The 24551-nt window shown below is 46.7% G+C and carries 22 protein-coding genes, 1 tRNA gene and 1 pseudogene; 10 read left to right on the top strand and 14 right to left on the bottom strand.

Annotated features, from left to right (window positions below; genetic code table 11):
- The first annotated feature begins 10 nt into the window (after positions 1 to 10).
- Genes EDC45_RS03195 through EDC45_RS03185 form a run of 3 tightly spaced genes read left to right on the top strand, consistent with a single transcriptional unit; the run spans position 11 to position 3389 of the window.
- Positions 11 to 1210 (top strand): aminotransferase class V-fold PLP-dependent enzyme, encoded by a 1200-nt coding sequence (locus EDC45_RS03195; protein ID WP_133543404.1) that lies wholly within the window; start codon positions 11 to 13, stop codon positions 1208 to 1210.
- Between the two features lie 2 nt (positions 1211 to 1212).
- A complete protein-coding gene (locus EDC45_RS03190; RefSeq protein WP_133543402.1) occupies positions 1213 to 1599 on the top strand; it encodes a SufE family protein in 387 nt (128 codons plus the stop codon).
- A gap of 17 nt (positions 1600 to 1616) precedes the next feature.
- The gene (locus EDC45_RS03185; protein ID WP_133543400.1) at positions 1617 to 3389 is read left to right on the top strand and encodes a DUF4153 domain-containing protein; all 1773 of its coding nucleotides are present in this window, start codon (positions 1617 to 1619) and stop codon (positions 3387 to 3389) included.
- Positions 3390 to 3661: 272 nt separating this feature from the next.
- Here EDC45_RS03185 and EDC45_RS03180 read toward each other — a convergent pair whose 3' ends face one another.
- From EDC45_RS03180 to lptF, 8 genes and pseudogenes are all read right to left on the bottom strand, one after another.
- Entirely contained in the window at positions 3662 to 3991 is a 330-nt protein-coding gene (locus EDC45_RS03180) for a helix-turn-helix domain-containing protein (protein ID WP_133543398.1), read from the bottom strand.
- A pseudogene (locus EDC45_RS03175) lies at positions 3988 to 5309 on the bottom strand (type II toxin-antitoxin system HipA family toxin). The gene EDC45_RS03180 and the pseudogene EDC45_RS03175 overlap by 4 nt, the downstream one beginning before the upstream one ends.
- Positions 5310 to 5513: 204 nt before the next feature.
- Positions 5514 to 7025, bottom strand: coding sequence for a DASS family sodium-coupled anion symporter (locus EDC45_RS03170; RefSeq protein ID WP_133543396.1), 1512 nt, complete (start codon positions 7023 to 7025; stop codon positions 5514 to 5516).
- Positions 7026 to 7181: 156 nt separating this feature from the next.
- The gene (locus EDC45_RS03165) at positions 7182 to 7511 is read right to left on the bottom strand and encodes a branched-chain amino acid transporter permease (protein ID WP_133543394.1); all 330 of its coding nucleotides are present in this window, start codon (positions 7509 to 7511) and stop codon (positions 7182 to 7184) included.
- The gene (gene azlC, locus EDC45_RS03160; protein WP_133543392.1) at positions 7508 to 8245 is read right to left on the bottom strand and encodes an azaleucine resistance protein AzlC; all 738 of its coding nucleotides are present in this window, start codon (positions 8243 to 8245) and stop codon (positions 7508 to 7510) included. Before azlC ends, EDC45_RS03165 begins: the two co-directional genes overlap by 4 nt.
- 27 nt (positions 8246 to 8272) lie before the next feature.
- Entirely contained in the window at positions 8273 to 9199 is a 927-nt protein-coding gene (locus EDC45_RS03155) for a LysR family transcriptional regulator (protein ID WP_133543390.1), read from the bottom strand.
- 154 nt (positions 9200 to 9353) lie between these two features.
- On the bottom strand, positions 9354 to 10424 hold the full coding sequence (gene lptG, locus EDC45_RS03150) for an LPS export ABC transporter permease LptG (protein ID WP_133543388.1): 1071 nt from the start codon (positions 10422 to 10424) through the stop codon (positions 9354 to 9356).
- Positions 10425 to 10437: 13 nt separating this feature from the next.
- Positions 10438 to 11535 carry an LPS export ABC transporter permease LptF gene (gene lptF / locus EDC45_RS03145; RefSeq protein WP_208107241.1) on the bottom strand — a complete coding sequence of 366 codons (1098 nt, stop codon included), beginning with the start codon at positions 11533 to 11535 and terminating at the stop codon, positions 10438 to 10440.
- Positions 11536 to 11853: 318 nt separating this feature from the next.
- On the opposite strand from lptF, the gene EDC45_RS03140 reads away from it, so the two are divergent.
- A complete protein-coding gene (locus EDC45_RS03140; protein WP_133543386.1) occupies positions 11854 to 13335 on the top strand; it encodes a leucyl aminopeptidase in 1482 nt (493 codons plus the stop codon).
- A 74-nt stretch (positions 13336 to 13409) separates the two neighbouring features.
- Here the strand turns inward: EDC45_RS03140 and recR are convergent, their stop codons facing one another.
- From recR to rsgA, 6 genes are all read right to left on the bottom strand, one after another.
- Positions 13410 to 14012, bottom strand: a complete 603-nt coding sequence (gene recR, locus EDC45_RS03135) for a recombination mediator RecR (RefSeq protein ID WP_133543384.1) — start codon at positions 14010 to 14012, stop codon at positions 13410 to 13412.
- A gap of 66 nt (positions 14013 to 14078) precedes the next feature.
- The gene (locus EDC45_RS03130) at positions 14079 to 14408 is read right to left on the bottom strand and encodes a YbaB/EbfC family nucleoid-associated protein (protein ID WP_133543382.1); all 330 of its coding nucleotides are present in this window, start codon (positions 14406 to 14408) and stop codon (positions 14079 to 14081) included.
- Positions 14409 to 14522: 114 nt separating this feature from the next.
- Positions 14523 to 15023, bottom strand: coding sequence for a PTS glucose transporter subunit IIA (crr, locus tag EDC45_RS03125; RefSeq protein ID WP_133543380.1), 501 nt, complete (start codon positions 15021 to 15023; stop codon positions 14523 to 14525).
- 60 nt (positions 15024 to 15083) lie between these two features.
- The gene (ptsI, locus tag EDC45_RS03120; RefSeq protein WP_133543378.1) at positions 15084 to 16811 is read right to left on the bottom strand and encodes a phosphoenolpyruvate-protein phosphotransferase PtsI; all 1728 of its coding nucleotides are present in this window, start codon (positions 16809 to 16811) and stop codon (positions 15084 to 15086) included.
- Positions 16812 to 16911: 100 nt separating this feature from the next.
- Positions 16912 to 17169: a phosphocarrier protein Hpr gene (gene ptsH, locus EDC45_RS03115; RefSeq protein ID WP_133543376.1), complete on the bottom strand. Its 258-nt coding sequence runs from the start codon at positions 17167 to 17169 to the stop codon at positions 16912 to 16914.
- A gap of 290 nt (positions 17170 to 17459) precedes the next feature.
- Positions 17460 to 18515, bottom strand: a complete 1056-nt coding sequence (gene rsgA, locus EDC45_RS03110; protein WP_133543374.1) for a small ribosomal subunit biogenesis GTPase RsgA — start codon at positions 18513 to 18515, stop codon at positions 17460 to 17462.
- Positions 18516 to 18589: 74 nt separating this feature from the next.
- Between rsgA and orn the strand changes: the two genes are divergently transcribed.
- From orn to miaA, 6 genes are all read left to right on the top strand, one after another.
- Positions 18590 to 19138, top strand: a complete 549-nt coding sequence (gene orn / locus EDC45_RS03105; protein WP_133543372.1) for an oligoribonuclease — start codon at positions 18590 to 18592, stop codon at positions 19136 to 19138.
- An 88-nt stretch (positions 19139 to 19226) separates the two neighbouring features.
- Positions 19227 to 19302 (top strand) — tRNA-Gly (locus EDC45_RS03100).
- A 192-nt stretch (positions 19303 to 19494) separates the two neighbouring features.
- Positions 19495 to 19980 (top strand): tRNA (adenosine(37)-N6)-threonylcarbamoyltransferase complex ATPase subunit type 1 TsaE, encoded by a 486-nt coding sequence (gene tsaE, locus EDC45_RS03095; RefSeq protein ID WP_133543370.1) that lies wholly within the window; start codon positions 19495 to 19497, stop codon positions 19978 to 19980.
- A gap of 29 nt (positions 19981 to 20009) precedes the next feature.
- Positions 20010 to 21623: a LysM peptidoglycan-binding domain-containing protein gene (locus EDC45_RS03090; protein WP_133543368.1), complete on the top strand. Its 1614-nt coding sequence runs from the start codon at positions 20010 to 20012 to the stop codon at positions 21621 to 21623.
- Positions 21624 to 21633: 10 nt separating this feature from the next.
- A complete protein-coding gene (gene mutL / locus EDC45_RS03085; protein WP_133543366.1) occupies positions 21634 to 23529 on the top strand; it encodes a DNA mismatch repair endonuclease MutL in 1896 nt (631 codons plus the stop codon).
- Positions 23530 to 24477 carry a tRNA (adenosine(37)-N6)-dimethylallyltransferase MiaA gene (miaA, locus tag EDC45_RS03080; protein ID WP_133543364.1) on the top strand — a complete coding sequence of 316 codons (948 nt, stop codon included), beginning with the start codon at positions 23530 to 23532 and terminating at the stop codon, positions 24475 to 24477.
- The last annotated feature ends 74 nt before the right edge of the window (positions 24478 to 24551 follow it).

Genomic DNA, 24551 nt, shown 5'->3' with positions numbered 1-24551 from the left:
GAGAAATACTATGTTCAATCCCCAGCAATTCCGGCTGCAGTTCCCCTATTTCCGGGATACACAAGCCGTTACCTATTTAGACAGTGCGGCCACCGCATTAAAACCGCAAGCACTGATTGATGCGACCCTTGATTTCTATCAATCCTCCGGTTCCGTACATCGCAGTCAATATGATGAAAAACAAACCGCACTTTACGAACAGGCGCGCCATCGGGTGAGAACCTTGCTCAATGCCGAAAGCGATAATGCCGTGATCTGGACTTCCGGCACTACACAAGCGATTAATACCGTGGCTAATGGTTTGCTGGCGCATATTAAGGCGGGAGATGAAATCATTATCAGCGAGGCCGATCACCATGCAAATTTCGTTACTTGGACGGAAACGGCGAAAAAGTGCGGTGCCAAATTACATATTTTACCTATCGGCGACGACTGGTTAATAGATAAGTCCGCACTGCTTGCCCGTTTAAACCCCAAAACCAAGGTGGTGGCGCTGAATTTTGTTTCTAACGTAACAGGTACGCAGCAACCGATTGAAGAGCTGATCACCCTCATTCGTCGCCACAGTCAGGCGCTGGTGCTGGTAGATGCGGCACAGGCGATTAGCCATCTTGCCATTGATGTGCAAAAAATCGATGCGGATTTTATTGCTTTTTCCGCCCATAAACTTTACGGGCCGAATGGTATCGGCGTACTCAGCGGCAAACTCAAGGCGTTGGAAATGTTGGAGCCGCTGAATTTTGGCGGAAAAATGGTGGCGCGAGTCGATAAAACCGCCATCAGCTTTGCGGAATTACCCTATCGGCTGGAGGCCGGTACCCCGAATATTGCCGGAGTTATAGGTTTTAATGCGGTACTGGAATGGTTGCAACAATATGATATTGCGCAAATGGAACAACATGCCGTCGCCCTGGCGCAACAGGTAAAAAACCGATTAAAGACTTATGCGCAATGCCGCCTATTCGATTCGCCGCAGCCAAGTTCGGTAGTTTGCTTTCTGTTCGAGCATATTCACTGCGCCGATTTAGCGACCTTAATGGCGGAGCAGCATATCGCTCTGCGCAGCGGCGTTCATTGCGCCCAGCCTTATCTGGCCCGCTTAGGTCGGAGCGCGACCTTGCGTTTATCCTTTGCGCCTTATAATCTGCAACAAGATGTGGAAAACTTCTTTGTGGCTTTAGACAGCAGCCTTGCCTTGCTAAGGGAATAACCATGGATATCCTACAACAATTAACCGAGGCCGAAAGCTGGGAACAGCGCTATCGCCTGATTATTCGGGCAGGAAAAAACCTGCCCGTGCCGGAAGAGCGAGAACTCGCCGCTATGGAGAAAATCGCCGGTTGCGAAGCTGCAGTATGGTTTGCTTGGTACAGGGAAGAAAATAACCGTACTTTTGTCTTTCGCGCCTACAGCGAATCACGTATTATTAACGGGCTGTTATGGCTTATATTACAGGAAGTGAACCACAAGGATAGGCTGCAGTTACGCCATTTCAGTATTAGCGATTATTTTTCTTCACTGGGTATCGCCCAGCGTTTAAGTAACACACGCCTGAACGGACTGAAGCAAATCGAAAAAATAATCAATGGATTGGAATAATTATATAAGGACGATGTATGCAACAGAATTATCGGCCCGCCGATAAAATCAAGGAATTTATTTACACCTACCCTATCGAATTAACTTTTATCGCGCTTTTTTCTTTTCCCCGCTTGCTGATAGCGGTGGAAAACAGCGAACTCCATACCACCTTAACCGCTTTCTGGCTGCTGGCCCCGATTTATTTCGTTGCCATTTACCGCCTGCGTTCGCTTAAACGGAAAGGCTATTTTCTTTCCCTACTGTTGCCCCTCGCAGGCTGTTTGATACTTTACTATTTTTCCATCGGCACAGAGGAACTGCTGTTGTCAGCCCCCTTTTATTGTGCCGTCTTGAGTGCTTTTATTATATTGCTGAGCTCAAACTGGGCCTATGATAATTCGCTGTTTATGCGCCGGGCATTCACTATTCTGAGTCGCCTTATCCTTGCAATTTTCGCCGCCATACTGGGCGCTTTGCTGTGCTGGATTATCCTGCTCGGCATTGACAACCTACTGTTTAGCCTTCCGCTGCCGGAACTTAGCCTGCGCCTATGTTCTTTTTTAGCTTTTATTCTCTGCCCCCTCGCCTTTCTGTATTTTGAATATCGCGGCAGGGAGCGGCACAAATCCCATGATTTTCTGAGCTTTATTCTGCGCTATATTCTGCAGCCCGGCTTATTGGTTTACAGTCTGATTCTCTATGCTTATGCGGCCTTGCTTCTGTTGGAAAAGCAATTGCCCTCCAATATGCTCCTGCCGCTGACCCTCCCTTATTTAATCGGCGGAATTATCTGTCTGGCGCTGGATCGGCTACCCCCCGCCTCGGCAACCTTTCTAAGAATTTATCGCTACCTGGTATTTCTCCCCCTCGCACTAGCCTGCTATAGCCTATATATTCGTATCGAAGCCTACGGATTAACGCCGGATCGAATTATTATTTGCAGCCTGCTCGGTTTTATCTGCCTTCATTATTTATTTAATCTGTATCCTCCGCTGATGCGTTACCGCTATTTAAGCGCTGCCGCACTGATTCTGCTGTTTCTGTTAGCCTGGCCCTTCGAACCGCAAAAAACCGCTTATCTGGCACAAATCAACCGTCTGCAACAGAGCCTGCAACAACTGGATATACTGGACGGCGAAGGAAAAATAAAACCGGATAGCGATTTTCTTACGCTGGCCGACAGCGCTCAAAATCACTCCCGGTTGCGCAGCGCCGCTGCGGCCGCCCATTATTTACAGGGGACTGCCTATAGGCACAAGTTTACCGACGCCGATAGGGAAATTAACCGCCGCTACGGTGAGGAAATGATTCGCCGCCTTATCGAACAAGCGGAATTGTTGGCGCAAAATCATTACAACAAACAGTTGGCGGAACAGGCTCGAGAAAATGCCAAAACCGCCGTTTACCATAATGCCCATGCCGATGAACAGGCTATCGGTTACGAGCTGAAGGAATTCGCCTATTTATTTAAAAACGATAATAGCCGCAGCGCTCTGATTGAAATCGATAAGGTAAAGGGATTGTATGAGGTTAGTTACCTTAACTTATCTTCAAGCCCTGCGGAAAAACGGATTCGGTTGGATATGCAGGCTCATCTTGAGCAAGCATTTGAAAAATATGCGATGGATTATCGTCGTCCTTATCCGTCGCAGCAACTGGCTAAAGTCGATCATGCCCTGCTCAGGGTCGAACAGGAAAACCATCTGATTCTGTTGCATAATTTCCCGTTGGAATATATCGAGGGCAAAGGCTATAGCTTCAAAGCGGAACAGATTCGAGTTTTATTGGTACTGGAGAGAACAAAATAAAAAACATAGGGACGCCCGCACGGCGTCCCTACAACGGGTTTAAATTAAAATTTTTCCGGAAAATTTAAGGCATAAGGGACAAAAGTGCGGTGCTTTTCAGCCGACTTTTTTAGCGACGCTGCCTTATTACCATTCTGTCGCCTCCGTATTAAAGCACCGCCGTGGAAAACCTTAGCCCGGCGCCCCAAAAATTGCTGGAGTGCTTAAGTTTTCGATGTCAATCGATAGGCTGAACAGAGGTTCAAACTTACGCGCTAATTTTAATTTCGCGATTATTTAAGAAAAGAAGCCATTAATTCTTTTGAAATAGGCATAAGGCCTAACTTTAAACCCATAGGTTTAAAAACCTGATTAATCGTATCTATGCTATAGTTTCCCTTATCATTTTCAATATTAGAAAGGGTTTGCCGAGAAACCTTAGTTAATTTTAGATAATCTTGCTGATTTATCCCCAGAGCCTCCACCCGTAATCGACGTAGTGCCTGCCCTTGGCTAATCTCACCTGTTAAAAGTTGTAAGATAATATTTTCACGAATCAATTGTCGTTCAATACCATCTATTTTAGGACGTTTGGGCGAGGCGTTTTTACGTTGCATAATCATACTAACCCCCAATGCCGTAACTTCTCCGGTAAATAATCAAAACCAATTGCAGGGAAATCTGAAATACTCCTCGGCACTCCTCGCTTCGTAAGCCGAAATTTTAAATCTACAAGTTGTGCTGCAAGCATTCTTAGCTCCCTTAATAAGTTATCCGGTTCAACAAGATCGGATAAACTATCCGCTATTTTATCAAAACGATATTCTCCGGCTAATTCTTGAGGATTTTCTCCCTGTTTAGACCAGGTGATAGTTCTAATAATCCCCTCCGGATCTGCCCGCATAGGGGCAAAATCATAGATGGGAGATAGCCAAATACAATTATCATCACGTAAAAATGCTGTATTTCTGCCATGATTATCACTATTTCCGAAAGCAATATTGAGTAAATCTCGCTTTACCCATTCAATAACGAATTGTCGGCGATCAAAACGGCTGGAAAATTGAGAAGTTGAAATGACTTTGAGTAAATCACGAATAGTCTGTTCATGTTCAAGATTTCCGCCGTATCTTTGCAGCATGGAATACACCGATTCCATGGCATAGCGCTCCCATTTTCCATCCTCGAACTTCATATCGAATCTAGGCAACCATAAAGAGGGATAACGTTCGCCCTCTTCTAATTTCATAAACTCAATATCTATAGTCGAAAATCCCAATGCATGCAGTTCATGATAATAATGATATTCCGCCCTTAAAATATCACAATCCAAATCCGAGTAATTGCCGCGAGGATATTTCACTAAATAGGCCCTGTCCCAATCTGACCCCAATTGTAAATTATCAACCCAAACTTGTTTATCCTGACGCTTGAGTAATAGCTTCGGCGCTTCACCTCCCGCACCGGTTGCCCCGCCGACTATAGCGCCGGTTTGATTTGCGTATTCTAAAAAATCACTCTGTCTGTTGTGTACAACATGTAGCTGGAAATAACGTTTGCTTTTTATTTCCGGCACGGCCTCTTTAATACGAACATTGCTTATGGGAGATATTGCCCCATTTTTCAGTAATAAGTAATTTTGCTGAGGAATAGGCAACTGTTTGATATCAAGAGCCTCCAGCCAATAACGCCGACTTGCCCCGGCAGGAATAATATCGACAAAAACTGCCATCAACTTATCGCTACGATCAATAAACACATTTACAGGATAATTAATGGATATGGCTCTTGCATTGGCTTGCTCAAAAAAATCAACGGCAGATATTCCATGCTCTCTAATTCATAATGCGTATTAAAATAACGCTCCGCCATATCTCGCCACATATTATCAACATAGGTCTGCAAGGTTAATTTTCTATTTTTGATAGATATATCATTCATAATCACGCCTTTTTAGCAAGTTTTGATTGATATATCATACAAAACAAACTTGTAGAACAAGTCAAATTGCTAGCCTAATAAGAGGTAAAATTTATCAGCGTCATTTTTTATTCCTCATCGCCCATAAAAAATCCGCATCCGAAGCGGCGGAAATTTTCTTCAGCCGTTCGAATGCGGATAGCATGCCGCTTCAAATAACGGAGATTACCACCAGCCGAGCAGTTTCATCCAAATTCCGCCGATAATAAACCAAATCAGCAGGGAAGGAATAGAAACCAGGAAGCTGATCCCCCACCATTGCCCGGTACTGTTATAGCCCGAACCGAACAACGCAGGCCCCGGCCCGCCCGCATATTGGGTCAGACTCATGGATAAGGTGGAAGTGTAACCTAAGCCGACAGCCGCCAACATCGGCGGAGTACCTACAGCAATAGCCGCAGCCAGAAAGGCCAGATACATAGCCGAAATATGCGCCATGGCCGAAGCGAAGAAATAGCGAGTATAAAAATACACCAATACCAGCACGCTAAAAGCAAGAGGCCAGCTTAGGCTTCCGATGGAAGAAGATATCAAACCGGAAATCCAAGCGATAACGCCGTATTTATTTAATGCCGTCGCCATCATCACCAATACCGCAAACCAGAACATGGTATCCCAGGCGGTGGTTTCCGCCACAATGTTTTTCCAGGTCATTATATTGGACAATAGCAGAATCACCAGTCCGATAAAGGCCGATACCGTTGCCGGAATGCCGAACAGCAAGTCCCCTACCGTCCACAGCAACAATAACAGAATAAAGTCAATGGCCAGAATCCATTCCGCTTTACTCATTTTCCCCATACGTTCCAGTTCTTCCTTCGCCATTTGCGCCATTTTAGGCGTTTTCTTTAACTCCGGCGGATAAATCAGATAGACGAAATAAGGTAATAGAATCAAGCTGACAATACCGGGAACTATAGCGCCTAAAAACCAGGTAATCCAAGTGATTTCCACCCCTTGGCTTTTCGCCAGTTCAGCCACCAGCGGGTTACCTGCCATGGCGGTTAAAAACATGGTACAGACAATGGTATCGATCTGCGACACCGCAATGGCTAAAAAGGCGCCCGCTCTTCTGGCCGTAGGCCCCGGTTTGGAATCATAAGTATCCGCAATAGATTGCATAATCGGATACATAATGCCGCCTCCGCGCGCCGAAGCGGAAGGTATTCCGGGGGCGATTATGGTATCCGCCAATGCGATCCCATAAGCTACGCCCATCATGCGGTTACCGAATTTAGAAATAAAATAAAGGGCGATACGATGCCCCAACCCGGTTTTAATCACCGCCCGTGAAAGGAACATTGCGATACCGATCAGCCAGATAGTTGCGTTGGAAAATCCGGACAGCATGGCCACTTCTTCCTTACCCGCTTTAATAGGCGTTAATCCGGTTAAACCGCTGATAACCAATGCCACCAAGGTCGCCGCCCCCATAGGCATGGCTTTCGCAATAATTGCGACAATAGTCGCTACAAATAAAGCGAACATTCCCCAAGCGCGAGGAGTTAATCCTTGCGGTGTCGGGATAAACCAAATTCCTAATCCGACGATTAGTGCAATGATTAACCCCGAGAGGTTAAAACCTAATTTCACTTCAATTGCGGGACGGCTAGGCTTCGGCGTAGGTACGGAAGGCCCGCTCCCGGATTGTGGGACTGTATTTTCGTTATTTGCCATAATTTGCTCCGATCCAAGTAGTTAGAAACAAAGCTGAAACGTTTTTTCTTATCAGCCAAAAATTATCGAAATCCCTTCCGTGAAATTTCGAAAAACTCAGTAGATTCTAAAACAATGGCAATACTTATGCAATGAAGCGCAACGAAAGCTGCGTTCCTAAACGAAAATCTTCTGTACCAGCAGCATATACAGGAGCGTACCCACCGCCATGGAAAGAAACAGATTCCGCTTCCACAGATGCAGAATCAGGGTAACGCTACCGGCGAGAATATCCGGTAAGCCGTGATACTGAGACAACAGGTCGATATTTTTATAGCAGTACACCACCAGCATACCGAACATGGCGGCCGGCAATACCTTGCCCAAATAACGGATATATGCGGGAATGGGACGATTGGCAGGAAACAGCCAAAAGGGCAATAAGCGGCAAAACTGTACGCCGACAACCCCCATGGCAATGGTAATAATTTGTTCGTTTAATGTCATGCTTGCTCCGATTTTTTCAATTTTCGGCTCAGATTAGGACGCCGCAGGGTTAATATCACCCAAATTCCCAGCAAAGTCGGAATCAAAAAGTTATCCTTGCCCACCAGAAGCAAACAACCCAATGCGATGCCCAACCCGATCAGCGAACTTTCATGAGATTTTTCTTTCGCCCAGTTTTCCGCAAAAATCACTATAAAGAGTGCGGTCATGGCAAATTCCACGCCCTTTAGATCAATGGGGATCAATGCACCGAACAGGTTTCCGAGTACCGCCCCCGTTACCCAATAAATTTGCAGATACAAACTGACAAAAAACATATACCAGCCCTTATCCAAATGAGCGGGAATTTTCGCCATATAATTTAAGGAAAAGGCTTCATCTACCAGGGTGGAAATCAGATACCAGCGTTTTTTCCCTATATGTGCGCCATATTTTTCCAACATAGAAATGGCATAAAAAATCTGGCGACCGCTCACCATGAGGCAGATAAGTAAAACGCTGAGCGGGGAGAAAGGAGCGATTAAGGCGGCCGCAACGATAAACTCTACGGAACCTGCATAAATCAGCAAGGCCATAAAGAAAGGAAACCAGGCGCCGAAGCCGAGGGCTTTCATATATACTCCGTATGCGATCCCAAGGAATAAAAACCCGGCGATCATCGGCGCGGAATAAGGAAAAGCCGCTTTGGCGGCCGCTTTAACAGGGTGTTGAATAGATAATCTTGGTTCAGACATAAATTTAGGATTAGGCTCGGAATGCAATTATTCTAACACCGACAAGCCCGGTAAGGTGGAAAAACTCTGCGCCTTCACGGTTTCATAAAAATCATCAATATAGGCGCTATCCGCATCGGCTTCTCGGTAGGCGGCATACAGATTGCTGTACAGTCCCTGCGAGGTTATTTTTTTCGCCACCACATAACCGCGATCCAAATAGGGCTTCGCCGCCCAAAAAGGCAGGGCCGCCACCCCTCTTTTACTGGCCACCAGCTGAATAATGGCGATAGTTAGTTCACTGGTACGTCGCACCGGATCAACCCCCGCCGGTTTCAATACCTGACGCAGTAAATCAAGCATATCATCGGGGACAGGATAGGTTATCCAGGTCTGATCGATAAAATCTTCCGCTTCCCATACGGCTTTGGCTGCCAAAGGGTGATCCTTGGCGCATAAACCGACCATTTCGTAAGAGAACAAGGGCTTATGAATAATCCCCGGGGTAACTTCGATTTCAGAAACCACCGCCCAATCGGCGCGATGGCTTAACAACAAGCCCACCGTATCCGTATGGAATCCGGAAACAATATCCAGCTCCACCAACGGCCAGTGGCGACGGAAACTATCCATAGCCGGCATCAGCCAGTCAAAACAGGTATGGCATTCCACCGCTATTCTCAGTTCGCCCGCTTCGCCCTGCTTAACCCGAGCCAGATCCCGCTCCGCTTCAATGACTTTCGGCAAAATATCCTGTGCCAATTTAATCAGACGCTCCCCTGCCGCAGTGAAATGTAAAGGCTGAGTTTTACGTTCAAACAAGGCTAAGCCGTACTGTTCTTCCAGTAATTTTATCTGATGAGAAAGGGCGGATTGAGTCAGATATACGCGTTTTGCCGCCATGGAAACGCTGCCCGTTTCTTTCAGGGCGATCAGGGTCTTTAAATGTCTGAGTTCAAGGAAAATCGGTTTCATTTATGTAATTCGGGTTAATAGTTAAAAATACGGCTTTTACAGCCCCGAAAAATTCGGCGGTTCGGCTTCCTTTAATCCCCCGCTCTTACCGGCTATGTCAAAAGTGCGGTGAAAAAAGACAACGTTTTTTGTGAGCGCGGCAATCCGTTACCTATTAATCCCGCTTCCGGCTTAACAGCCACCAGGTAATAATTAAAAACAGAATGCTCGGCATCAGCGCTCCCGCCAAGGGTGCAACGTTATACACCAGGCTGAGCGGCCCGAAAATTTCATTCACCACATAGAACAGAAAACCGAAGCAAATACCGGTAACGATACGCGCCCCGGGGGTAACGCTGCGCAAGGGGCCGAAAATAAAGGAGAGCGCCAATAACATCATCACGCCTACGGAAATCGGCTGGAATAATTTCCGCCAATAGGTTAGCTCGAATTTTTTACTGTCCTGTCCGGTTTGTTTTAAAAAGGCAATATAATCGGAAAGCCCGGAAACCGATAAGGAGGTGGGACGCAAAGACACGATCCCGAGTTTATCCGGGGTAAGGCTGGTTTTCCAGTCCCTATTCAGAAAATTCAGGGTGGTGATTTCCTCTTGGCCTATTTGCGATTCATTCACTTGCAACAGCGTCCATTTTCCTTCTTCAAACCGCGCCTGATCCGCATGACTGACGCGCAGCAACTGACGATTATCATTGAAATGATAAATATATACGTTGCTCAGTAAGCTATCGTTGGTTACCTGCTGTACATAAATAAAATCATTACCGTCTTTTGCCCATACGCCGTTTTTCACCGAAAGCATGGAACCGCCGGAAATGGCTTTCGAACGCATATCCCGTGCGAACTGCTCCGTTTGCGGAATCCCCCATTCCCCGATCGCCATAGTAATAAGTACCAGCGGCAATGCGGTTTTCATTACCGCCATACCGATTTTTAGACGGGAAAAACCGGAGGCTTGCATCACCACCAGTTCGCTGCGAGCGGCCAGATTGCCCAGAGCAATTAAGGCGCCGAGTAAAGCCGCCATCGGAAAAAAGGTTTCGACATCTTTCGGCATGGTCAGTACCGTATACAGAACCGCCTGCATAATATCGTAGCTTCCCTTGCCCACGCTACGGAACTGTTCCACAAATTTAATAATGGCGGATAAACCGACCAGGGTAAGCAATGTGGCGAAAATCGCGCCTAAAATACTCTTACCTATATAACGATCCAATGTATTCATCATAATCCGGGCTACCTTATACCGCTCTGCCGCCGAAGAAATGGCGAACTCTATACATAAATGCGCTATGCCAGCCGTTAAGCAGGAGGGCAATAATCAAAAACAGTAAATTTACCAGCGGCATCAGAATGCCCGCCTCTAATTTACCTGCCGCTCCGGCGGATTTAAGCGAACTCTGCAACAGAAAATAAATTAAATACAATAATAAAGCCGGCAGCATCTTGGCAAACCGCCCCTGACGCGGATTAACCCGGCTCAGCGGCACCGCCAGCATGGCCATAATAGGTACCGCCAAAATCAGGGTAATCCGCCATTGTAATTCTGCCGTAGCCGCCGGGCTGCCGCTGCTCAGTAATTGCTTCAGGTTCAGCATTTCCGTTTCATTCGTATCGCTATCCGCACTATGATAGCCAAGGTAGGCTTGGTATTCGTCAAAACGGGTGATACGAAAATCCGGCAATGCGGCGGAACCCTCGATTCGTTCGCTATTTTGCAGTTTCAAAATCTGATCGCCGTTCGGCAAAGAAGAAAGCTCGCCGTTTTCCGCAACAATTACCGCAGGCTTGGTATTGCCTTTTTCTTTGGTCTGAAACAAATAAATATCCTGCAAACGATTATCGCGAATATCACTGATGAAGAGGACAAAATCATTATTCTCAGCCCCCATAAACTGTCCGGCGGATAAGGCGGACATACGGGGATTAGCCTTAGCATCTTCTACGATTTCAGTTTGCTTCTGAATTGCCCAAGGTGAAACCCAGAGCGCATTATAAGCCGCCAGCCCTGCGGTAAATAAAGACAATAGCAAGGCGACATAAACCAGTTTGCGCTGTCCCACCCCACAGGCTCGCATTACCGTAATTTCACTCTCCGCATATAAGCGGCCGAAGGTCAATAAGATGGCGATAAACAAACAAAGCGGCAACATCAGTTGCGCCATGGTCGGCATACCCAGCCCGAGCAACGACAGAACCAAATCTGCCGGCACTTTGCCGCTTGCCGCGGAGCCCAGAACACGCACCAGTTGCTGGCAGAAGAAAATCAGCAGCAGAATAAATAAAATCGCTATCTGGCTTCTGAAAACTTCACGGGTTAAATATCTTGTTAAAATCACAATATCGCCTATTTTTTCTTGCAATTCAAATCAAACGCATTTTATTCAGGGGCCATATCATACCTTATTTTGCCGGCGTAAAATAGAGTTTATCAGTAATTCCTCGCGGCGCTTTTACTCTCCCTAAGAGCCGTTTTCAGCCTCTGCTCTAAGGGCAACTTATTGTTTAAAAAGCCTATTCGAAAAATAGCAATAGCAATCGGACGGGGGTAAATAATACGAGCATATCTTAAGGAGAAGGCGGCTCTGTTGATCATTGGCGCTAATTCGGGTAAATTCGGCTTACATTCGCATTGTTTGAGAATTAGGAAAAATACAATGAAATATTCAATCAAAAACACCGCACTTGATGCAGATCATATCCAGGCCGTTATTCTGGCGATTTTTGAAGGAGGCAAGCTCAGCCCGGCAGCGGAAAGCGCGGACAAGCAACTCCAAGGGGAAATCAGCAAACTGATCCGGCTCGGTGATCTGCGCGGTAATTTCGGGCAAACCCTGCTGTTACATAAAGGCGAACGCCGTATTATCTTGGTCGGCTGTGGTAAGGCTGAAGAAATCAACGAACGCCGCTATAAACAGCTCTGTCGAAAAGTCGTTCCCCTATTAAAAGAGATTGCCGCCGACAGCGTATTGAACGAATTAACCGAAGTTGCCCTGCCCGGGCGTGATCTGTACTGGAATATCCGCTTTGCCATCGAAACCACGGAACAGGCCTTCTATGCTTTCCACCGGTTTAAAACCCGTCAAAAAGATGAAGCTAAAGCACCGAAAGAAATGATTTTTTCCGTTGCGGATAAAGAAGCGAACTCAGCTCAGCAAGCCATATTACACGGAACGGCAATTGCTTCCGGAATTAAACAGGCCAGAGATATCGCCAATTGCCCGCCGAATCTGTGTAATCCCGCCTATCTGGCAGAGCAGGCCTTGGCATTAGCGGAACGGGAGGCCCGAATCCATACCCGAATCCTCGGCGAACAGGAAATGGCGGAGCTGAAGATGAATGCCTATTTAGCCGTATCGCGCGGTTCGGCCAATGAAGCGAAATTATCTGTGATCGAATACAAAAATCACCCTGATCCCCAGGCGCAGCCCATTGTCCTCATCGGTAAAGGGCTAACCTTTGATGCCGGCGGCATTTCTCTTAAACCGGCCACAGATATGGATGAAATGAAATACGATATGTGCGGTGCCGCTGCTGTTTTCGGCGTAATGAACGCCATTGCCGCCCTGAACCTACCGCTCAATGTGATAGGTATGCTGGCCGGTTGCGAAAATCTGCCGGACGGTAACGCCTATCGCCCCGGCGATATTCTGACGACGATGAAGGGATTAACTGTCGAAGTGCTGAATACCGATGCGGAGGGGCGTCTGGTGTTATGCGATACCCTAACCTACGCCGAATCCTTCAATCCGCGGGCGGTCATTGATATTGCGACCCTAACCGGCGCCTGTGTCGTCGCTCTCGGGCAGCATAACAGCGGCTTGCTATCCGATAATGATCAGCTTGCCCATGCCATCGAGAATGCGGCGCAACAAGCCGATGATAAGGCCTGGCGCTTACCGCTCAGTGAAGAATATCAGGAACAGTTGAAGTCTAATTTCGCCGACTTAGCCAATATCGGCGGCCGTTGGGGCGGAGCGATCACCGCTGCGGCCTTTTTGTCTAACTTCAGCGGGGCTTATCCTTGGGCTCATCTGGATATCGCCGGTACCGCTTGGCTGCAAGGCGCAGAAAAAGGCGCTACCGGACGTCCGGTATCCTTATTGGTGCAGTATCTGATAAATCTGAGCGAGCAATAAAATCGGCCGGAATCAAGGCTCTCGAAATATCGGTATCTGCGCATACCGATATTTTTTTAGTCCCCGGATTTCCACTAAAGCATTGGACGTCGGCCTAGGAAAGAATGGCTCAGGGTCGTGCCGTCCACCGCCTCCAATTCGCCGCCGACGGGAATACCATGTGCAATACGGCTTACCTTAATATGCTGCTGCATACATAATTCGGCGATATAATTTGCGGTAGCATCTCCCTCTACGGTGGGATTGGTCGCCAGAATCACTTCGGCAAAACATTCCTGCTGTAAACGACGCTGTAATATGTCCAAACCTATTTCACGCGGCCCGATACCGTCCAAGGGCGACAGATGCCCCATAAGCACAAAATAGCGCCCTGCATACTGTCCTGTCTGCTCAATGGCCTGAATATCCGCCGGCATTTCCACTATGCAGAGCAAACCGCTATTCTGACGGCGCGGGTTATTGCAGATGGTACAGGTATCCTGCTCGGTAAAGGTTCGACAATGCTGACAATGACCTATTTTCGACATTGCTTCGGTCAGGGCGCGCGCCAGTTCCATACCGCCGCCGCGGTTGCGTTGCAATAGATGATAAGCCATACGCTGTGCGGATTTCGGCCCCACGCCGGGCAGGCAACGTAAATTTTCCACTAGATTTTCTAAAAGGGGGCTGGTTTGCATAATAACTCTCGAATAAAGCAAAAATAAACCGCACCTAAAGTGCGGTCGGAATTTACCAATTTTTTATCAGAACGGCATTTTGAAGCCCGGAGGTAACGGCATACCCGCAGTAACCGAAGCCATTTTTTCTTTTTGCAGTTCTTCCGCACGGCGTACCGCATCATTAAATGCAGCGGCAATTAAATCCTCCAGCATTTCTTTGTCATCTTCCATCAGCGAAGGATCGATCTCAATACGACGGCAATTATGGGCGCCGTTAATGGTTACCTTCACCAATCCCGCACCGGATTCGCCGCAGACTTCCAGTTGTGCGATTTCTTCCTGCATCTTCTGCATGCGCTCCTGCATTTGCTGCGCCTGCTTCATAAGGTTGCCTAAGCCGCCTTTTCCAAACATAGTTTTTCCACCCGATGTGTAATAAGGGGCAGCTCGCTGCCCGCAAGATTAAATAAAAAGTTCGCTTAATGAAACAAGCGAACTCCAATCAAAGATAAAAAAATGAATCTGTGCCTATTTTTTCAAAATTAAAACAACGGACTCACCGGCAACCACTTCACCTGTTCTTTTCTCAATATGGCTGATTTCGTCCATATTGGAAATAACCACCGGAGTCAGTACCGATTTTGCCTTTTGCTCCAGCAATGCTAAATCAAATTCGATAATAGTATCGCCGCGGCTGACGGCCTGACCTTCCTGAGCGATGCGGGTAAAACCTTCACCTTTCAGTTCAACGGTATCGATACCGAAGTGAACGAATAATTCGACCCCTTCTTTGGATTCGATAGAAAAAGCGTGATTGGTTTCAAAGATTTTTCCGACCACACCGTCAACAGGTGCCACTATGGTATTACCGTTCGGACGAATAGCGATACCGTCGCCGACGATTTTCTCCGAAAATACCACATCCGGAACATCTTCAATATTGACAATCTCGCCGGAAAGCGGCGCATAGATTTCAACTTCCGTCGCTTTATTGCTTTTTGAACCGAATAATTTATCAAATAAGCCCATTTTTTATCTCCTAAACTTAAGATTCGGCGATTATTCTACCTGAAAAACATCAAATTGTATCTAATTTAATGCTTTTTCCGCCAAAAAATCGGCAACCAGTTTTTCGATTTCCGCAGCGGTTGGTAACAACAGGGCTTTATCCGCCAGGGCTTTAGCATCTGCATAGTTGACGTTACGAATTAATTTTTTAATCCGCGGAACGGAAATCGAACTCATGCTGAATTCATCCAGTCCCATACCGAGTAGCAACAGGGTAGCCTTTTCATCTCCCGCTAACTCGCCGCACATACCTGTCCATTTGCCTTCCTGATGGGAAGCATCAATCACCTGTTTAATCAGGCTCAGCACAGAAGGGGTCATTGGGTTATACAGATGAGAAATTAATTCGTTCCCCCGATCCACCGCCAGAGTATATTGGGTTAAATCATTGGTACCTATACTGAAGAAATCCACTTCTTTCGCTAGGAAACGGGCATTTACCGCAGCGGAAGGGGTTTCCACCATTACGCCGATCTGAATATTTTCATCAAAGGCTTTACCTTCGTTGCGCAGTTCCTGTTTTAGGGTTTCAATCACCCCTTTCAATTCACGGATCTCTTCAACGGAGATAATCATCGGGAACATTACCGCCAATTTGCCGAAAGCGGAAGCACGCAATACCGCTCTTAACTGAGCATGCAAAATTTCGCGGCGATCCAAGGCAATACGAATGGCACGCCAGCCCAGGAAGGGATTCATTTCTTTCGGCAAATTCAGGTAAGGTAATTCTTTATCGCCGCCGATATCCATGGTACGCAATACCACCAAGCGTCCGTTCATGGCCTCTACCACTTCTTTATAGGCAACGAACTGCTCTTCTTCACTTGGCAACTGATCGCGATCCATAAACAGGAATTCGGTACGATACAAGCCCACACCTTCCGCACCGTTACGATCTGCGCCTTCGCAATCACGAATGGTACCGATATTGGCAACCACATCCACGCGATGGCCGTCTAGGGTCAACGCAGGTAAATCCTTCAATTTGGCTAATTCGGCTTTTTCTTCCGCCAGCTGCTTTTCCAGCGCCTTCAGACGCTCTATGTCTTCCTGAGCCGGATTAACATATACGCTATTATTAACGGCATCAAGAATCAGATAATCGCCGCTGTTAACAAGCTGAGTTACGTTATTGGTCCCCACAATAGCCGGCAATTCCAAAGAACGGGCCATAATCGAGGTATGCGAGGTTCTGCCGCCGATATCGGTAATAAATCCCAATACCTTTTCTAAATTCAGCTGGGCGGTTTCGGAAGGAGTCAAATCATAGGCAACTAAAATGGCTTCTTCATTGATATCGCCTAAATCGACAATTTTCATGCCCAGAATATTTTTAATTAAACGATTACCTATGTCGCGAATATCGCCGGCACGCTCTCTCAAATATTCATCATCGATCTCGGAAAGCATATCGACCTGCTGATCAATAATTTTACTGGCCGCCACACCGGCATTAACCTTATGAGAACGCAGGTAATCGATAATTTCTTCTTCCAGCTCTTCATCTTCCAGAATCATCAGATGGCCGTCAAAAATTGCGGCTTTTTCTTCCCCTAATGATTTTAAGGCCCGATCTCTAATGGAACTAAGCTGTTCAATCGCATTGCTGCGTCCCTGATAAAAACGCGCTATTTCGGATTCAATTTGTTCTTCTGTGATTTTTTGCGTATCAAGTACAATCTTTTCTTCTTTAAGTACGATGGCCTTGCCGAATACAATGCCCGGGGAAGCCGGAATTCCAGAAATCATATGTAACCTTCCGATAATAATGAAATAAAACTGCCAGATGGAATATAGCCATAAAACCCATGCCTAATAAATATTCGGATTTTATGGCTACAACGAGAAATTATTCTAATGTAGGGATTAAAGCGACCAGATGTTCCACCGCTTGCTGTTCGTCTTCTCCTTCGGCGGAAATGGTGATTACCGTTCCCTGAGTAAGACCCAAGGTTTGTAATTTAAACAGGCTTTTCGCACTTGCACTTTTACCGCCGGAGGTTACGGTTACATCGCTGGCGAAAGCTTTCGCTTCTTTTACGAATTGTGCTGCCGGGCGGGTATGTAAACCGTTAGGTGCTGTAATTTCAACGTCTTTTGCGTACATAATAGTTACCTCTGAAGTAATGTTTAAAATATGAGTTTTATTCTGTTATCCGTTATCGGGCAGCCCTATGATGTTAATTTATCATAGCCGGCTTGATCGCTGAGGCACTTTAACCCATTTCCCCAAGGAGTTCAAAATAAATCTGGCGCTAAGTATCAATATTATGCCCGAAGAATCAAGCCGCCCCTCGAAAAAATTTGAAGTCGATCACAAAAAAACAGCGAAAACGAACAATATTTAACCAGCAAATATTCCTTTGCTGAAACGTAACAGTTTCCTTATTTATGGGCTTAGTCCGTATTTTCTATAAAATGACGTTTTGATCTGTTTTCCGTTCTGGCGTTAATTAACCGATGATAATTCTCAAACCGCTGCGGATGAATTTTTCCCTCTTCCACCGCCGCTCTCAGTGCGCATTGGGGGTCGTCCAGATGCTTACAATCGCGGAATTTACAGCCCCCAAGAAAAGCATGAAACTCAAGGTAACCTTGGGTAATTTGGCTTTCTTCCAGATGCCATAAACCGAACTCACGTATACCCGGCGAATCGATTAAATCTCCGCCGCAGGCTAAATGATAAAGGCGCGAAGCCGTGGTCGTATGCTGCCCCAACCCCGAATTTTCACTAATATCGCCGGTTTTTACTTCCTGCTCCGGTAACAGATGCTGAATCAGGCTGGATTTTCCGACCCCGGACTGCCCTACGAAAATCGAGGTTCCCTGAGCTAAAAGTGCGGTCAGTTTTTCCATATTTTCTCCGCTTTCGGCAGAAAGTATCAGGGTTTGATAACCTATATCACGGTAGATACCCAGCTGTTCCTCCGCTTGACTGCGCTGTGCCGGGCTAAGCAAATCCGCTTTATTCAGCACGATAATTGCCGGAATACCCGCCGTTTCGCAAATTACCAGGTAGCGGTCGATAATATTCAGCGACAAGGCGGGCAAAACGGACGAAACGATAATAATACGATCGATATTTGAAGCCATCACCTTCATACCGTCATAATAATCCGGACGGGAAAGTTCATTACGGCGCGGCCGTATAGCTTCAATTACACCGCTGATGCCCTGTAACTTTTCATGTCCGCGCCGCCAGAGAACCCGATCGCCCACCACTACACCGGACAAGGTACGACGCAGGTTACAACGATAAATACAGCCCTGCCCGTCTTCAACATCCGCATGCATGGAATAGCGTGTAACCACCAAGCCTTCTTGGGTATCTCCCAGCATATTTTCCTGCCAGTCAATATCCTGCTGCGGTTTGCGGCGATGGCGTTCTAGGGCTTTAACATTATTTGAGGCGATTCGTCTTTTCTGATTTTGGGTTAATTTACGTTTGGCCAAAGGAAATCCTTAAAGTACGCTGGTTTTTCAGATAGAATATGGCGATTAATTAATGCTATAGGATACCTGAAATTATGCAATTAGATAAACAAAATCTGATTTGGATCGATCTGGAAATGACCGGGCTTGATCCGGAAAAAGAACGTATTATCGAAATCGCTACCATAGTAACGGATAAAAATCTGAATATTCTGGCCGAAGGACCGGTTTTGGCGATTCATCAAAGCGAACAACTGCTGAATAATATGAGCGACTGGTGTGTCAAAACCCATAATCAGAACGGTTTGGTGGCGCGAGTAAAACAGAGCTCGCTAAATGAACGGGCAGCCGAACTGCAAACCTTGGATTTTCTAAAACGCTGGGTTCCGAAAGGCGTTTCACCCATTTGCGGTAACAGCGTTGCCCAAGATAAACGTTTTTTAGTTAAATATATGCCCGAATTGGCCGATTATTTTTATTACCGTTATCTGGATGTCAGCACCCTGAAAGAGCTGGCCGCACGTTGGAAACCCGAATTACTGCAAGGTTTTGCAAAGAAAAACACGCATCTGGCGCTAGACGATATAAAAGAAAGCATTGCCGAACTCGCCTATTATCGTACCCACTTTATCCGTCTGGATTGAGCAAAAACCAAGCAAGCGCAACATTTTTCCCAATTTTGTGCTTGCGTCCCCTAAAAATATTCGTATAATGGCACTCACTTCAAAGGACGCGGGAATAGCTCAGTTGGTAGAGCACAACCTTGCCAAGGTTGGGGTCGCGAGTTCGAGCCTCGTTTCCCGCTCCAATTTATTTCATATCATTTATATTCTTAATTCGTTTCTTTCTATTATTAGCTTAACTTTAATATTTTTTGGCTTATTCATATCTTTATTTGCTTGGAAAAGACCGGCGCCCCAAACCTTAAATCGCTACATAAATTTATAAAAGTGCGGTACAATCCGGAACTATTTCGGATTAAAGCGGACTGATAAAAAGCATGACAACCTTTTCACCTTACAACAAATTTATTCCCGACGAAAACGCCATGTGTGATTTTGGCGGGCAATTAATCCGGGCCATTTGCCGGCTTGACAGTACCAAAGAAGTCGTGATTCATTTGAACGGCGATCTGGGCGCCGGAAAAACCACCATCAGCCGCGGTATGATTCAAGGGTTGGGATATCAGGGTAAGGTAAAGAGTCCCACTTATACGCTGGTGGAGGAATATCAGCTGCAAAACAAGCGTATTTACCATTTCGATCTGTATCGCCTGGCGGATCCGGAAGAATTGGAGTTTATGGGAATCCGCGAATATTTTAAGCGCGATTGTATTGTCCTGATTGAATGGGCGGAAAAAGGTCGAGGAATATTGCCGCCGCCGGATCTTATCCTTCAAATAGACTATTGCGATTCGGCACGTAATATTGCGCTTACCGCTTGTAGCGCACAGGGCGAAAATATTCTTAACCGGTTAGCCTGTTAAATAACGAATATTGATATTATCGGTATAACATGAAAGCTATTTTTTCATTTTTTTTAATTTTTATTTCCTTGATGGCACCCTTGCGGGCCGAAGTCTGGACAATTGCCATCGACCCGGGGCACGGCGGAAAAGATCCCGGCGCCATCAGCCGTAATCTGAGAATTTATGAGAAAAATGTAACTCTTTCCATTGCCCGTGAATTAAAAGCCTTGTTAGATAAGGATCCTAATTTTCGTTCCGTACTCACCCGTAAAGGCGATTACTATATTTCCGTGCCGGATCGTTCCGAAATCGCCCGCCGCAACAAAGCCAATTATCTGATCTCCATTCACGCCGATTCTTCGGAAAATCCTTCCCTGCGCGGAGCTTCGGTCTGGGTACTTTCCAACCGCCGTGCCAACAGTGAAATGGGACAATGGCTGGAAGATCATGAGAAACAGTCGGAATTGCTCGGTGGAGCCGGCAGCGTACTGGCTACCCATAATGAACGCTATCTGAACCAGACCGTACTGGATTTGCAATTCGGACACAGCCAACTGGTAGGTTATGAATTGGGGCGGACTATCTTAAATAATTTTGCCAAAATAACCCCTTTAAGTCGTAGTACCCCACAACATGCCAGCTTGGGCGTATTACGTTCACCGGATATTCCTTCCGTCCTAGTGGAAACCGGTTTTTTATCCAACGCCGATGAAGAAGCCAAACTAAGCAGTCCGGCCTATCGCCGACGTATCGCTTATATTATTTATCAGGGTATCGTGGAATACCGTAAGCGTAACCTGCGGGAGGAAACCAATACCTCCCGTAAAGCGACCATCGCCGACAAAGCTTCGGATATTACGGATAGCGGCACTCGCCACCAAGTAAAATCCGGCGAACGCTTAGACCAGATTGCTAAAAAATATCAGGTGTCCGTGCAGGATATTGTCAGCCTTAACAGTTTGAAACGGCGCGAACTGCTGATCGGTCAGTCCCTTAAAATTCCGCAGTCCGCACAAAAACAGGCGGCAGCCAAAAATGAGAATAAAGACAGCGCACCCACCGTCCAGCCAAAGGACAGTGGTACCCGCCATCAGGTAAAATCCGGCGAACGCTTAGACCATATTGCTAAAAAATATCAGGTGTCCGTGCAGGATATTGTCAGCCTTAACAATCTAAAACGGCGCGAACTGCTGATCGGTCAGTCCCTTAAAATTCCGCAGTCCGTACAAAAACAGGCGGCAGCCAAAAATGAGAATAAAGACAGCGCATCCACCGCTCAGCCAAAGGACAGTGGTACCCGCCATCAGGTAAAATCCGGCGAACGCTTAGACCAGATTGCTAAAAAATATCAGGTGTCCGTGCAGGATATTGTCAGTCTTAACAATCTGAAACGGCGCGAACTGCGCATCGGTCAGCAGCTAAAAATTCCGGTCAAACCTAAGGCTCAAACGGTGGATAATAGCTCCGCTACGGAAAAAAATAAAAAAAGCACCAAGGATAAAGGCAAACAAATTCCGCAATATCATCAGGTAGAAGCGAATCAAACTCTATATGCCATATCCAGAGAATACGGGATTTCCGTCGACAGCCTGATAAAATTAAATCCGAAACTGAAAGACGGCAAAATCCTGGTAGGTCAAAAAGTAAAACTCAGAGAATAGGAAGTAAGATATGCCGATTCAGATTCTGTCCGCACAACTTGCCAACCAGATTGCCGCAGGCGAAGTGGTCGAACGTCCGGCTTCGGTGGTAAAAGAATTGGTGGAAAACAGTCTGGATGCAGGCGCCTCGCATATCCGGATTGATATTGAAAAAGGCGGTGCCGGCTTGATCCGTATCCGTGATAACGGAATAGGTATCCCTAAGCAGGAACTGGCGCTGGCATTGGCACGCCACGCCACCAGTAAAATCGCTTCTCTGGAAGATCTAGATGCTATTTTGAGCCTGGGTTTTCGCGGCGAAGCCCTGGCCAGCATCAGTTCGGTTTCTCGACTGACGCTCACTTCCCGCACTCAAGAGCAAAATGAAGCCTGGCAGGTATATGCGCAGGGGCGGGATATGGAAACGACGCTAACGCCCGCTTCACATCCGGTTGGAACTACGGTAGAAGTGGCTAATTTATTTTTTAATACCCCGGCGCGGCGCAAATTTTTGCGTACGGATAAAACCGAATTCGCTCATATTGACGAAGTTATCCGTCGCATCGCTCTGGCTAAACCTCAGGTTACCTTTGTGCTAACTCATAACGGCAAAACCCTGCGTCAGTATAAAAGCGCGACGAACAACGAACAGCGCTTAAAACGCGTTGCCGCTATTTGCGGGCAAGAATTCGTACAAAATGCCCTGCAAATCGATTGGAAGCACGAGGATTATCATCTCTACGGTTGGGTGGGTCTACCTCGCTTTTATCGCCTGCAGAACGATTTGGCCTATTGTTATATTAACGGGCGTATGATCCGGGATAAGGTCATTACCCATGCTATTCGTCAGGCCTATGCCGAATATCTGAGTAACGAGCAATACCCCGCTTTCGTGCTCTTTCTGGATTTAAATCCCCATGAAGTGGATGTCAATGTCCACCCCACTAAACATGAAGTGCGCTTCCATCAGTCCAGACTGATTCACGACTTTGTCAGTCAGGGGGTCAGTAATGCCTTGCAGTCGGATTTAGCCTCGGAGCAGCCGATGCTAAGGGACAGAACTCAGCATATTGAAGAAACCCGGGCGCCTTGGCTGGTTAGCGGCACGGAGCCGAAACCCAACCGGGCGGCAGCAGGTCAAAACAAATTTACAGCCCCCGAAACTTCAGCGCGGATTCCGCAAAAAAATACGGATTTTCGACCGCACTTTTTGCCCGAATCTAATATTCCGAGCAAAGCCGAGCGACAAGCCTACCGCCAGCTAATGACAACCTTGCCGCAAAAGGCGGCAGGCGCTGCAAAACAATCGCCCGCTGAAGAATTGCAGGCCGAAGCGCTCAAAACTCGAGTATTAGCAAATTCCGAAACCGAGCATAATCAACCGCCGCACCAGGAGGCATCGGCTCCGGACATCTATTTGCGCAGCCTGGCGCTGATCGAAGATAAAGCCTTATTACTACAGCGCAAGCAATGTTTCTATCTATTGCCGTTGGAACCTCTGCAACGCTTAAAGCTGCGGCTTAGTCTTGCTCAAGCGCATATCCCCACCCAGCCTTTATTAATTCCGATTGTATTTCGTCTGGATCAGAACCAATACAAGCAGTGGCAGAGATTGAAAAGTTTTTTTGCCGACGCCGGATTTGAATTCGCCGAACATAGCGGGCATTCGCATATCACCTTAAACCTTGTCCCTAACTGTTTGCGCCGCCAAAACCTACAAAACCTGATTATTTCATTGCTACAGATACAGATTGAAAAAACTTCGCAATTTTTGACCGCACTTTGCGAACGGGCGGAACTCGCTGCAATACAGGTTTATGCCGATGCCGTCAATCTTTTAACCGAAGTGGAACAACTGGGCGTACAAACTCAGGAACTGGAATCACTCTTGATCCCGGTCGACTTTAACCGATTTTTAAATACATAAATGCAAAACAAAAATCCTATCGCAATTTTTTTAATGGGGCCGACCGCATCGGGAAAAACCGATTTGGCAATGCGTCTGCGTCGTAACCTACCGGTTGAAATTATCAGTGTGGATTCGGCACTGATTTATAAGGACATGGATATAGGTACGGCTAAGCCGAGTAAAGCCGAGCTTGCGCTGGCGCCCCATCGCTTAATCGACATTATTGATCCCGCTCATAGCTATTCAGCGGCGAATTTCCGCAGCGATGCCCTGCGGGAAATGGCTCAAATCAGCGCACAGGGGAAAATTCCTCTGTTAGTGGGCGGAACCATGCTGTATTACAAAGCGCTGGCCGAAGGTATCTCGCCTTTGCCTCAGGCGGACGAAAAGCTGCGCCGGCAAATCGAAGACAAAGCACAACGCTACGGCTGGCCGGCATTACACCGAGAATTAAGCGAAATTGATCCGATTTCAGCGCAGCGTATCAATCCCAATGACAGCCAGCGCATCAACCGTGCCTTGGAGGTATTTTACCTAAGCGGTAAATCCTTGACCGAACTGATAAAACAAAAAAGGGAAACCCCGCCCTATCATATTTTGCAATTTTCCATCGAGCCGCAGCAACGTAGTCTGCTGCACCAGAGAATCGAACAACGATTTTATACAATGCTTGAACTGGGATTCCAGCAGGAAGTGGAAAAACTTTATCAACGTTCGGATCTGCATCCGGATTTGCCCTCGATTCGTTGCGTAGGTTATCGTCAGATGTGGGAATATCTGCGCGGCGATTATTCCCGTGAAGAAATGATTTTTCGTGCAATCTGTGCTACAAGGCAGCTGGCTAAACGGCAAATTACTTGGCTACGCGGTTGGAAGGCGCCCCTATGCCGCTTGGACAGTCAGAAAAGCGAAGAAGGCGCACAAACTATCGAACAAGCGGTTGATTTAGCTATGCAAAATCAATAAAACTTGCTATATTGAGCCACGGGAGACATTCGTATTCCTCTATTCAGTTTTACTCACTATAAATATAAGAAGGA

Origin of the sequence: Mesocricetibacter intestinalis, assembly GCF_004363295.1 — a bacterium.
In the GTDB taxonomy this organism is placed as follows: domain Bacteria; phylum Pseudomonadota; class Gammaproteobacteria; order Enterobacterales; family Pasteurellaceae; genus Mesocricetibacter; species Mesocricetibacter intestinalis.
The sequence above is the reverse complement of the archived record's forward strand: the minus strand, read 5'-3'. Positions and strand labels throughout refer to the sequence as shown.

Bases quoted from the DNA above. Each gene is read 5' to 3' on its own strand.
- miaA (WP_133543364.1), top strand. From the start codon at position 23,530: ATGCAAAACAAAAATCCTATCGCAATTTTTTTAATGGGGCCGACCGCA.
- lptG (WP_133543388.1), bottom strand. From the start codon at position 10,424: ATGATGAATACATTGGATCGTTATATAGGTAAGAGTATTTTAGGCGCG.
- EDC45_RS03155 (WP_133543390.1), bottom strand. From the start codon at position 9,199: ATGAAACCGATTTTCCTTGAACTCAGACATTTAAAGACCCTGATCGCC.
- EDC45_RS03180 (WP_133543398.1), bottom strand. From the start codon at position 3,991: ATGATTATGCAACGTAAAAACGCCTCGCCCAAACGTCCTAAAATAGAT.
- EDC45_RS03130 (WP_133543382.1), bottom strand. From the start codon at position 14,408: ATGTTTGGAAAAGGCGGCTTAGGCAACCTTATGAAGCAGGCGCAGCAA.
- EDC45_RS03195 (WP_133543404.1), top strand. From the start codon at position 11: ATGTTCAATCCCCAGCAATTCCGGCTGCAGTTCCCCTATTTCCGGGAT.
- EDC45_RS03165 (WP_133543394.1), bottom strand. From the start codon at position 7,511: ATGACATTAAACGAACAAATTATTACCATTGCCATGGGGGTTGTCGGC.
- orn (WP_133543372.1), top strand. From the start codon at position 18,590: ATGCAATTAGATAAACAAAATCTGATTTGGATCGATCTGGAAATGACC.
- EDC45_RS03140 (WP_133543386.1), top strand. From the start codon at position 11,854: ATGAAATATTCAATCAAAAACACCGCACTTGATGCAGATCATATCCAG.
- EDC45_RS03170 (WP_133543396.1), bottom strand. From the start codon at position 7,025: ATGGCAAATAACGAAAATACAGTCCCACAATCCGGGAGCGGGCCTTCC.
- EDC45_RS03190 (WP_133543402.1), top strand. From the start codon at position 1,213: ATGGATATCCTACAACAATTAACCGAGGCCGAAAGCTGGGAACAGCGC.
- EDC45_RS03185 (WP_133543400.1), top strand. From the start codon at position 1,617: ATGCAACAGAATTATCGGCCCGCCGATAAAATCAAGGAATTTATTTAC.
- recR (WP_133543384.1), bottom strand. From the start codon at position 14,012: ATGCAAACCAGCCCCCTTTTAGAAAATCTAGTGGAAAATTTACGTTGC.
- ptsH (WP_133543376.1), bottom strand. From the start codon at position 17,169: ATGTACGCAAAAGACGTTGAAATTACAGCACCTAACGGTTTACATACC.
- ptsI (WP_133543378.1), bottom strand. From the start codon at position 16,811: ATGATTTCTGGAATTCCGGCTTCCCCGGGCATTGTATTCGGCAAGGCC.
- EDC45_RS03090 (WP_133543368.1), top strand. From the start codon at position 20,010: ATGAAAGCTATTTTTTCATTTTTTTTAATTTTTATTTCCTTGATGGCA.
- azlC (WP_133543392.1), bottom strand. From the start codon at position 8,245: ATGTCTGAACCAAGATTATCTATTCAACACCCTGTTAAAGCGGCCGCC.
- tsaE (WP_133543370.1), top strand. From the start codon at position 19,495: ATGACAACCTTTTCACCTTACAACAAATTTATTCCCGACGAAAACGCC.
- crr (WP_133543380.1), bottom strand. From the start codon at position 15,023: ATGGGCTTATTTGATAAATTATTCGGTTCAAAAAGCAATAAAGCGACG.
- mutL (WP_133543366.1), top strand. From the start codon at position 21,634: ATGCCGATTCAGATTCTGTCCGCACAACTTGCCAACCAGATTGCCGCA.